Origin of the sequence: Bacillus sp. S4 (assembly GCF_040838205.1) — a bacterium.
GTDB classification, from domain to species: domain Bacteria; phylum Bacillota; class Bacilli; order Bacillales; family Bacillaceae_G; genus Bacillus_A; species Bacillus_A cereus_U.
In genome coordinates this window covers 1-10,054 of sequence record NZ_JBFPJI010000119.1, presented here as the reverse complement: position 1 = coordinate 10,054, position 10,054 = coordinate 1, and the positions used below count along the sequence as shown (strand labels likewise).

Here is a 10,054-nt window from a genome sequence, read left to right as displayed (position 1 = left end):
TTTTATATAGAGTAAGATTTTGTAACGGAAAGGAATTGTATATGAATAAGCAAAGAATTTATAGTATAATAGCAATCCTTCTATTTGTTGTAGGTGGTGTATTAATCGGAAAGCCATTTTATGATGGATATAAGGCAGAGACGAAACAGACAGCGAATGTGCAAGCTGTTCAAAAGATGGAATATGAAAAGCACGACACGGAATTTGTAGATGCTTCAAAAATTAATCAACCAGACTTGGCAGAAGTAGCGAGTGCATCGTTAGATAAAAAACAAGTAATCGGTCGTATTTCAATTCCGAGCATCTCATTAGAACTTCCTGTTTTAAAAGCGTCGACTGAAAAGAATTTATTATCAGGTGCGGCAACTGTAAGAGAAAATCAAGTAATGGGACAGGGGAATTATGCGCTTGCAGGGCATAATATGTCAAAAAAAGGTGTTTTATTTAGTGATGTATCAACTTTAAAGAAGAACGATAAAATTTATTTGTATGACAATGCAAATGAGTATGAGTATACTGTTACCGGTGTATCTGAAGTGACTCCTGATAAATGGGAAGTTGTAGAGGATCATGGGAAAGATGAGATAACACTTATTACATGTGTATCTGTTAAGGATAATTCTAAGCGTTTTGTTATTACGGGTGATCTAGTAGGAACAAAGGCGAAGAAATAAAGAAAAAAGAAGGTTCACTCTTTAAAGAGTGAACCTTCTTTTTTTGTCCAACATTTAGAAATAAAAGAATATTTTAGTTGGTATTTAAGTATTTTTCTATTTTTATATAATAAAGTAATGAATCTAGATTTTGGGAGGAACAAAAGTGAAACAGCAAGTAAAAAGACTTCTTTTAACAACAAGCGTAGCGTTATTGGTAGCGCCAATTTCTGCTTATGCACATCCAGGACGTACAGATGCTAATGGTGGACATACGTGTCGTACAAATTGTGAAAAATGGGGATTGCAGTACGGGGAATATCATTATCACAATAAACCAGCTTCTAGTAGTGGTGCAACGAGTCCAGCTCCTAGCCAAAATAATAATGGTGCTGTAGAAGCTGAAAGACAAGCAGAAGCGCAGCGTAAAGCTGAGGCAGAAAAACAACGTGCTGCAGAAGAACAGCGTAAAGCAGAGGAAGAGAGACAGCGCGCTGCAGAAGAACAGCGCAAAGTAGAGGAAGAAAGACAGCGTGCTGCAGAAGAACAACGCAAAGCAGAAGAAGCACGTAAGGCAGAGGAAGCGCAGCGTAAAGCTGAGGCTGAAAAGGGACAAGCTGAAGGGCAAACAAGCGGAGAGACAGATTTTAAAGCAGGAAAGAATAATGCAGAAGGACATGTAGCTGGAAAACCAGATGCATATAAACAAGCATTTACAACTGCTTATGCTGCTGCATGGTCTTTAGAAGAACAGAAAAAAGCACATTTTGAAAAAGGTAAAGAGCAAGGGTTAGCACAAGAGGCAATGGACGATAGTCAAATTACTCCTGAGTTTAAGGTGAACTTTGCAGAAGGTTTCCAAGTAGGTAATAAAGAGAGAACCGAAAAGATTGAAAAAGAACAAGCGGAACTTGGTGAAAAGGCTGGTAAAGCATTAGCTGAAAAGAAACCTGGAAATACCGAAAAGGATACATATGTGAAAGCATATGAAACCGCGTATGAAAAAGGATATAAGTCTGCCCAAAAAATGGCGGAAAAAGCTGGATATACATATGCATTTGAAAATTATGATTTAAAAGTTCCTGCTAAGTATGAAAAGCATGAGTCATTAAAGAAATGGTTTACGGAAGGGTTTAAATCAAATAAAAAGGCAGCAGAAATCCGAGAAGAAGGATATAAAAAAGGAGATAGCTGGCTGTCATTTTTCTATAAAAACTTCGTGCCAAGTGAATATAAAGAGCACAAAGATCTGTATGAACAAGCAATAGAAAAAGGTAAAAAAGCATAAAAAAAAGATGAGGAATTTTTCCTCATCTTTTTTAATCCATCCATTTCACTAATTTCTTAGAAATTAATAATAAAACACAACCTAAAATAATTGCTGCAGCTCCGATTACTGTAAATACTTCAGCATATCCAAGTGAAGTTGTGAAGCTTGCAAGCTGTCCGCCTATAATGTTGGCGATTCCTGAGCTTGCTAACCATACTCCCATTAATAAAGAAGCAAGTTTTACTGGAGCAAGTGCGCTAACCATTGATAGTCCAACAGGTGATAAGAATAGCTCACCTAACGTATGGAAAAGATACGTAAAGACGATAAATAGTAAGTTTGCTTTTTCTGTAATGTTATGTTCATCACTACCTGTTTTTAATGTAGCGATAACGAGAATGATATAACCGATACCGAGTAGGATCATACCAAGTCCCATTTTTGTTGGGATTTTTAAGTCCCCACTTTTTCTAGTTGCAAGTTTTGCCCATAATGCCGAAATGACTGGAGCAAGTAAAATAATAAATAACGGATTGACCGATTGGAACCAAGATGTCGGAACTTCCCATCCGAACACAGAGCGGTCTACAAATTTGTTTGTATATAGTGTTAACGAACTACCAGCTTGTTCAAATCCAGCCCAGAAGAAGACAACAAAGCATGTTAAAATGACGATAACTGTTGTACGTTGTTTTTCTTTTTTTGTTAACGGTGTATTTCCTACTGTTTGTTGTCCAGCAGCCGTTTGCAAATCGCGAGTTGGTTTTTTACCGATATCACCAAGGAAGCGATTTGATAGTGTTGTAAATAAAATTTGTCCAATGATCATTCCGATTGAAGCGGCTAAGAAACCGTAACGGAATCCGTAATGAACAACACCGTCCACTGTTGTTTTAAATAAATTTTCTGATAAAAATCCGCAAACGAGTGGAGCTAAAAATGAACCGACGTTAATACCCATATAGAATATTGTAAATGCACTATCACGTTTTGGATCGTGCTCTTCGTATAATTCTCCAACAAGTGTAGAGATATTCGGTTTGAAGAATCCATTACCGATAATAATAAGCGCTAATCCGAGGTATAGACCGGCTTGGTTTTGCAAGGCAAATAGTGTAAGGTTACCGATTGCCATTGTTATACCACCAATTGTGATGGCTTTTCGTTTACCTAGAAAACGGTCTGTTAAGTATCCACCGATCAATGGTGTGAAATAACAAGCACCAGTATAAAATCCGTAAATAGAGAGTGCCCAAGCGGGACTAAACCCAAGACCACCACTTACTAAAGCTGTTGTTAAATATAATGTTAATAATCCTCGTAATCCATAGTAACTAAACCTTTCCCACATTTCTGTAAAGAAGAGTAAGTATAAACCGGGAGGATGTTTCTTTTTTCTTTGTTGTTCTCTTTCTAGTTGCATCGTTGATTCCATGTGATTTTTCCTCCTGACACAAACAAAAAACAAAGTTAATAGTTTTGTATATTTAATATTTTACTTTATTAACTATTAAAAGTCAATAAAGGTTGATTTTTCAGAAGAAATTGGAAAAGGGAAGTAGATATAGAATGGGTGTTTCTTTTGTGGTAGACTATGGACTATGTTTTCTTTGTAAGGAAGCGGATTATCGCGTTTTTCCTACGTGTGGAATAGATCTCATGCGAGATGAAATTGAAGAAGGAGAAAGAAATGAAATTGTTACAGAAAAAAGAAATTTTGCTTATTAGTCTTATGTTATTCTCTATGTTCTTTGGAGCGGGAAATCTTATATTCCCACCTTTCCTTGGATACGAAGCGGGAGAGCATGTGTGGATTGCATTGCTAGGTTTTATTATGTCAGCAACAGGGCTTCCGATATTAGGTGTTATCGCTATTGCGAAAGCAGGGAGCTTTCAAACGTTAGCGGGCAGGGTTCATTCTTCATTTGCAATTATTTTTCCATGTATTGTGTACTTATTTATTGGACCAGGTCTTGGTATACCACGTGCAGGAAGTTTAGCTTTTGAAATGGGACCAGGTCAGTTGTTCCCAGAAGCGGGTAGCGTAGTTTTGTTATTGTACACGGCTATTTTCTTTAGCATTGTTTACTGGTTAAGTTTATCTCCGTCCAAATTAATGGGCTTGTTTGGAAAGGTGTTAACGCCTTTATTATTATGTATGATTGCCATTATATTTATAAAAAGTATGTTTACATCAGTAGGCGGTGTGAAAGAGCCTACAGGAAATTATGGACAAGCTCCTATGTTTCAAGGATTTTTAGATGGTTATTTAACGATGGATGCATTAGCGGCTTTAATCTTTGGGATTGTTATTGCAAATGCTCTGCGTGCAAAAGGTGTAGAGGATGATAAAGGTTTAGCGAAATATATGAGCATTGCTGGTATTGGAGCAGGGCTTTTATTATCTATTATTTATGTCATTCTTGGATATGTTGGCTCAATTAGTGGTTCATTGGGTACATTTGATAACGGTGCGAAAGTGTTAGCACAAGTTATGACGACATTATTTGGACAAGGTGGGTTAGTTTTATTAGGTCTTATTTTTACTGTCGCTTGTCTATGCGTTTCCATAGGACTTGTTACGTCTTGTAGTCAATTTTTCGCAAGTGTATTTCCGAAAGTATCTTATAAAGCTTGGGCATTTATATTAAGTTTTGTTAGTATGGTTTTAGCTAATTTAGGATTAACGCAAATTTTAAAAGTATCGGTACCGATTCTTGGATTTATTTATCCAGTTGCACTAACGCTTATTATTTTAGGGTTATTCCATAAGTATATTGGAAAGTATGTATACGTATATTCGGTAACGATTGGGCTCGTAGCGGCATTTAGTGCGATTGATGTTTTAAACAAAAGTGTACTGATGAATAAATGGACACCACTACTAAAAATGCTTCCGTTTTATACAGAAGGTGTAGGATGGATTGTTCCGGCATTTGTAGGTGTCTGCCTCGGTGTAATTGTTAGTATCGCTATAAATAAGAAGAAATAAGTAAGAGGTGTTTTCCTATTTGGGAAAACACCTTTCTTTTTTTGGAAAAATAGTATTGAACATGAATAGACTAAGAGTATGATAAAGGTAATTGGTAATATATAGGTCAAGTGAAAAATCGATGATGAGGGGGATTGTATGAAGGAGGATTTAAATAAGAAAATAGAAGCGCTCGAAACGGCAATTGAAACGATGCAAGAGACACTTTATGAATTGAAAGCGAAACAAAGAAAAATAGAAGTAGATAAAGTTCAACAAAATGTTAATAAGGAAAAGAAAGAATATATTGAAGCAGTAAGTAATGAAAAGTTACAAGAAGATGTTGTTAAGAAGAGGGAGTCCATGCAAGATCCAGAGGTGAAACAAGTAGATATATCTGCATTTAAACCAGAACCATTTAATATTATAAAGTTTTGTCAAACATGGTTACCACGCATATTTGTCGGTATTATGCTACTTGGCGTTATTTGGTTATTTAAAGCAGGGGTAAATGCCGGATTGTTAACACCAGCGATACGGGTTGTGTTTGGCATCGTACTATCTGCCGGTTTGTATTATGTAGGAGATATACAAATTAAAAGAGAGCGGCAAGCGTTAGGGTTAGTATTAGCTGGAGGAAGTATTACGGGAATTGTTTTAACAACGTTTGCGGCACATTATTTATATGAATTTATTCCTGCAAGTATTGCGTTTATTTGCAACATTATATGGATTATTTTAGGGATTTATTTAGCGAAAAGGTATAGATCGGAATACCTCGCTATTTTCGTGGCAGTGGGAGCATTTTTTGTTCCTTTCTTGTTAAATAGTACGACTCCTAATACGTATATTTTCTTTAGTTATGAGACGATATTAACAATTAGTCTATTATGGTATGCATTGAGAAACCGTTATAAGTACTTGTATATGATTTCTTATGTTGTGGCGGCAATTGTCCTATTTGTCTTCTTTGCTGTTATGTCAATATTAGTAGAGAATGTGCAAGTACAGTTAACAGTTGTATACGGCGCAATTCATTTACTATTATTTTGGCATATGTTTTCGGAGAGAAGTTTTATACAAGAAGCAAGATTGGCGATATTTAGTGCGAATGCAGTTTTCTTTATTTTAGCCATTTCTCAAATTCCTGAATTTACAACGTGGGGATTAGTTATAAGTGCATTCGTGCATGTTGTTATGTTCGCACTTGAATATAGGAAGAATAAACATTCTGTATTTACAAATCTAATATTTGGCTTTGCAATGGGGTCATTTAGTTTAGCGATTTTATACGAGTACAGTTTGGTGAATGCAGCAATCGTATTATTGTTACAAGGTTTCCTCGGTATGGTTACTGCTATTAAAGTAAAGCAAAATATTAAATTGTATGTAAGTGCAACGATTTATGCGATTGGAATGGTGCAGACGATTTTTAGCCCGTTTGATCAGTTCATTTCGGCAGGATTTGTCGCTCATATTATTTTGATAGGAACGTTCTATTATTGCATGAGACAAGCGAAAGAAGTGTTAGCGAGTTTTGGTAAATATGTTTATTCCATAGCGCTCTACTCGTTAATGGTCATTGTATTTATTACAATTACTAGGATCGGTGAAGTTCTTTCTACAGATGGAAGTATAATTAGCGTATCTGTATCGTTATTATGGATGGTATATGCGTTATTTGCAGTTTGGTTTGGCCGTTATAGACAGATGAACGAAATATTATATGCTGGCTTAGTCGTATTAGTAGTAACAGTAGGGAAGTTATTCCTTCTCGACCTACCAGAGGTGTCGATGATGATTAGGGCGGTGTTATTCTTAATCGTTGGTAGTATAGGTATCGTTATTTCAAGAATGTTTTTCTCAAAAGAAGAGAAGTGAAAAAAAAGGCAATCCATATGTGGATTGCCTTTTACTGTACTTTACTTCTTACCAATCGTTACAGTTTCACTATATTTCGCTGTCGTATTTTGACGTAGACGAAGTGTTGCTTGTCCAGTTGTATTTGGATCAAGTTGTACATTCACAATTTTTTCAGCAGATCCTTGGTTATTTGTGATGAAAGAGAATGCACTGCTATATCCGAAAGAAGATGGCCAAGTGCCATTTGTATTTTGAACTTTTGCCACCTGTGTTCCGCCAGTTGTGAAGATACCTAAAGAATAATTATTGTACGTTGTATTTGGTAATAAGTTATTTACTTGAATCTTCAGTTGGAACACCTCATTGTTTGGTAGAATGCTAGGGTGCGTAATTACGTAATCACTCGTTGTCACTGCACCGTTATAGCCGTATGAACCTGGTTTGAAAGTATTTGTATTGAACCACTGGTAACCTTGACTTGGTGCGCTCCAAGGTTCTGGTTGTGGTTCTGTTGATAAACTTGGTTGTTCAAATGTTTGTAGAGCTGTAGGTGCATCAAGCTGTAAACCACTCACTTGATCTAAGCTTGTAAATGTTTCTTGCTTCGCTAACCAATTCACGATGTTTTCTAATAGAACAGCATCGTTTTCTTCTTTATAACCATCATAAGTTTTCTTTGATTGACCTGAATCTTCACGAACATATTTTGGCGTAGCATCTTCAACAGGAGAAGAATCACCAATAAAGGCTGCTTTTCCAAGGCCAATTTTCGAAATAGCAGCATAAGGACCCTCTGCAACGCCACCACCGTTATAAACGCCGCTATCAACAGCGTTATTCCATTTTGATGGATTTTCTGGAAGATATACAAGGCCTTTCGCTAGTTTTGGATTTGTAATCGCAAGAGTAGAGCCGGCATGCATTGCTACAGATGAAACGCCAGTTGTAATTCCGAATGATTGTGCAGGTGAGACAATATTTTTAGCTGAAACATCACCAAGTGCGTTATAGCGGAAACGAATACCGAAATTATCGGATAGCCAATCAGAGCTTTCGACTCCTTGCATAGCCTGTGAATTTACTTCGTCACTAGACATGCCTTTTGCTGGATTATCCCATGCACCGCGTCTATAGCCATTGAACACTTCTGAGGAGTCCCAGCGGTTTTTATTACGATCTGCATTATAATGATCGGCAATGAAGAAGATACTTCCGCCATTTTTTACGTATTGTAACATTGCATCTTGTTCAGATTTTTTGTAAGGAATATTGGCTTCTGGAACGATAAACACATTGTAGTTTTTTAAATCTTCGTATGTAATAGGTGCTGATTTACGAAGTTCTTTTACATGATATCCGTTTTGGGCAATGCCATTTCCGAAATCAGAAAAACCGCCATCAATAACCCAGTCAGCTGTCCCGGCAGTTTGACCGTGCGTATTATCGAATAATACTTTTTTCCCATTGTTTTGATTTGCAATTTTCGCAGCAATTTCAGGAGCTGGATCTACAGAGCTTTCGGCATAAGTAGATGGAACATAAGCGCTTCCTAAACTGATTGTAATTGCTGTTGCTAAAGAAAATTGAACCCATTTTTTATTCTTCATAGAAGAATCCCCCTAATAATAAATATATGTGCTTTAATAATGTAATTTATTTTTCTGTAAAAATAAAGATAGAAAATATTAAATAGTGTAAAGATAACGTTAATTAGATTGAGAAATATTTGTGTGAATAATGAAAAAATCTCTCCCTAGTAAAGTAGGAAGAGATCGTGGACTTAACTAATTTTTGAATTAGATGATTCATCAAGTTTATGGAACCCTTTCATGTAATACACGATAGCTAAGCCGATAAGCCAAATTGGCCCGACGATTAATGCGATTCGTGTATCTTCTGAATAGGCCATTATACCCAGTACAAGTACAAGGAAGCCGAGTGAGAAATATGAACTCAATGGGTGTAAAGGCATTTTATATGCTAGCTTATCCTTTTTATTAGTTTGTAACCCTTTACGGAATTTAATTTGAGCGACTAATATAATACCCCAAGTCCAAATTGCCCCGAAAGTTGAAATACTAGTTAGCCATGTAAACACTTTTGCAGGAACAAGATAGTTTAATATAACGCCAACGAGTAAAACGATTGCTGTTGCGATAATTCCTTGACTCGGAATACCATTTTTATTTAAACGACCGAATCTTTCGGGTGCTTTCTTTTGTTGTGCTAATGTAAATAGCATACGGCCTGTACTAAACAAACCACCGTTACAAGAAGAAAGAGCTGCTGTTAACACAACAAAGTTAATAATGCCCGCTGCCTTTGCGATACCAATTTGCTGGAATGTTAGCACGAAGGGACTTCCTTTTTCGCCAAGTTCGTTCCAAGGGTAAATTGCCATCATAACGAATAGAGCTCCAACGTAGAATATTAAAATTCTCCAAAATACGTTATCAATTGCTTTTGCGAGTGTCTTTTTCGGATTTTGAGCCTCACCAGCTGTAACTCCGATAAGTTCGACTCCTAAATAAGCGAATAATACCATTTGTAAGGAAAGTAATAATCCAGAGAAGCCATTTGGGAACCAGCCCCCATGTTCCCAAAGATTTGAAATACCAGTTGCAACGCCGCCATTTCCAAATCCGAATAGAATAATACCAAAGCCAATCACTATCATACAGATAATTGTGACAATTTTGATGAGAGCAAACCAAAACTCAAGTTCTCCAAATACTTTCACAGATAAGAAGTTGAAAGCACTCATTAATAAAAGAGCTAGTAATGCCCAAGTCCAGCGCGGGATATCAGGGAACCAGTACTGCATGTAAATGCCTGCTGCTGTAATTTCCGCCATACAAGTAACAACCCATAAAAACCAGTAATTCCAGCCTGTAATATACCCAGCTAGTGGGCTGATGTAATCATTTGCATATTTACTAAAAGAGCCAGCAACCGGTTGTTCAATTGCCATTTCTCCGAGTGCGCGCATAATGAAGAAAATAACGAGTCCGGCAATCATATAGCCTAGTAAAATAGATGGGCCAGCTAGTTTAATAGCGGAAGCTGATCCTAAAAATAGTCCAACGCCAATAGCTGAACCGAGAGACATTAAAGTAATATGCCTTTGTTTTAAGCCACGGTTTAAATTTTCAGATTTGTTTGTTTGCTGCATAAGAAGAATACCCCCTGTAGAGTGAACAATATTTGAATGAATCCACTAAATATTTAACTATTTCAAATTATAAAACATTTCTATCTGTTATGCTACAAAAATAATCATAATACACTGTACTACAT

Annotated in this window: 7 protein-coding genes; 4 read left to right on the top strand and 3 right to left on the bottom strand. The window is 36.5% G+C overall.

Annotated elements, in window-relative coordinates:
• Window positions 1-41: 41 nt before the first annotated feature.
• Together AB3X48_RS13080 and AB3X48_RS13075 are read left to right on the top strand one after the other, a co-directional pair.
• Entirely contained in the window at window positions 42-674 is a 633-nt protein-coding gene (locus AB3X48_RS13080) for a class A sortase (RefSeq protein WP_002159273.1), read from the top strand.
• A 145-nt stretch (window positions 675-819) separates the two neighbouring features.
• Entirely contained in the window at window positions 820-1,941 is a 1,122-nt protein-coding gene (locus AB3X48_RS13075; protein ID WP_088098700.1) for a YHYH domain-containing protein, read from the top strand.
• Window positions 1,942-1,972: 31 nt separating this feature from the next.
• Here AB3X48_RS13075 and AB3X48_RS13070 read toward each other — a convergent pair whose 3' ends face one another.
• Window positions 1,973-3,358 (bottom strand): peptide MFS transporter, encoded by a 1,386-nt coding sequence (locus AB3X48_RS13070; RefSeq protein WP_016103558.1) that lies wholly within the window; start codon window positions 3,356-3,358, stop codon window positions 1,973-1,975.
• 255 nt (window positions 3,359-3,613) lie between these two features.
• Here AB3X48_RS13070 and brnQ1 point away from each other — a divergent pair, with 255 nt between their 5' ends.
• Both brnQ1 and AB3X48_RS13060 read left to right on the top strand, forming a co-directional pair.
• Window positions 3,614-4,915 (top strand): branched-chain amino acid transport system II carrier protein BrnQ1, encoded by a 1,302-nt coding sequence (gene brnQ1, locus AB3X48_RS13065; RefSeq protein ID WP_016103559.1) that lies wholly within the window; start codon window positions 3,614-3,616, stop codon window positions 4,913-4,915.
• Window positions 4,916-5,053: 138 nt separating this feature from the next.
• Complete coding sequence (locus AB3X48_RS13060; RefSeq protein WP_016103560.1) at window positions 5,054-6,775, top strand: DUF2339 domain-containing protein; 1,722 nt, start codon at window positions 5,054-5,056, stop codon at window positions 6,773-6,775.
• Window positions 6,776-6,816: 41 nt separating this feature from the next.
• Here the strand turns inward: AB3X48_RS13060 and AB3X48_RS13055 are convergent, their stop codons facing one another.
• Together AB3X48_RS13055 and AB3X48_RS13050 are read right to left on the bottom strand one after the other, a co-directional pair.
• Complete coding sequence (locus AB3X48_RS13055; RefSeq protein WP_016103561.1) at window positions 6,817-8,364, bottom strand: hypothetical protein; 1,548 nt, start codon at window positions 8,362-8,364, stop codon at window positions 6,817-6,819.
• Between the two features lie 173 nt (window positions 8,365-8,537).
• Window positions 8,538-9,929 carry an amino acid permease gene (locus tag AB3X48_RS13050; RefSeq protein WP_016103562.1) on the bottom strand — a complete coding sequence of 464 codons (1,392 nt, stop codon included), beginning with the start codon at window positions 9,927-9,929 and terminating at the stop codon, window positions 8,538-8,540.
• Window positions 9,930-10,054: the final 125 nt, after the last annotated feature.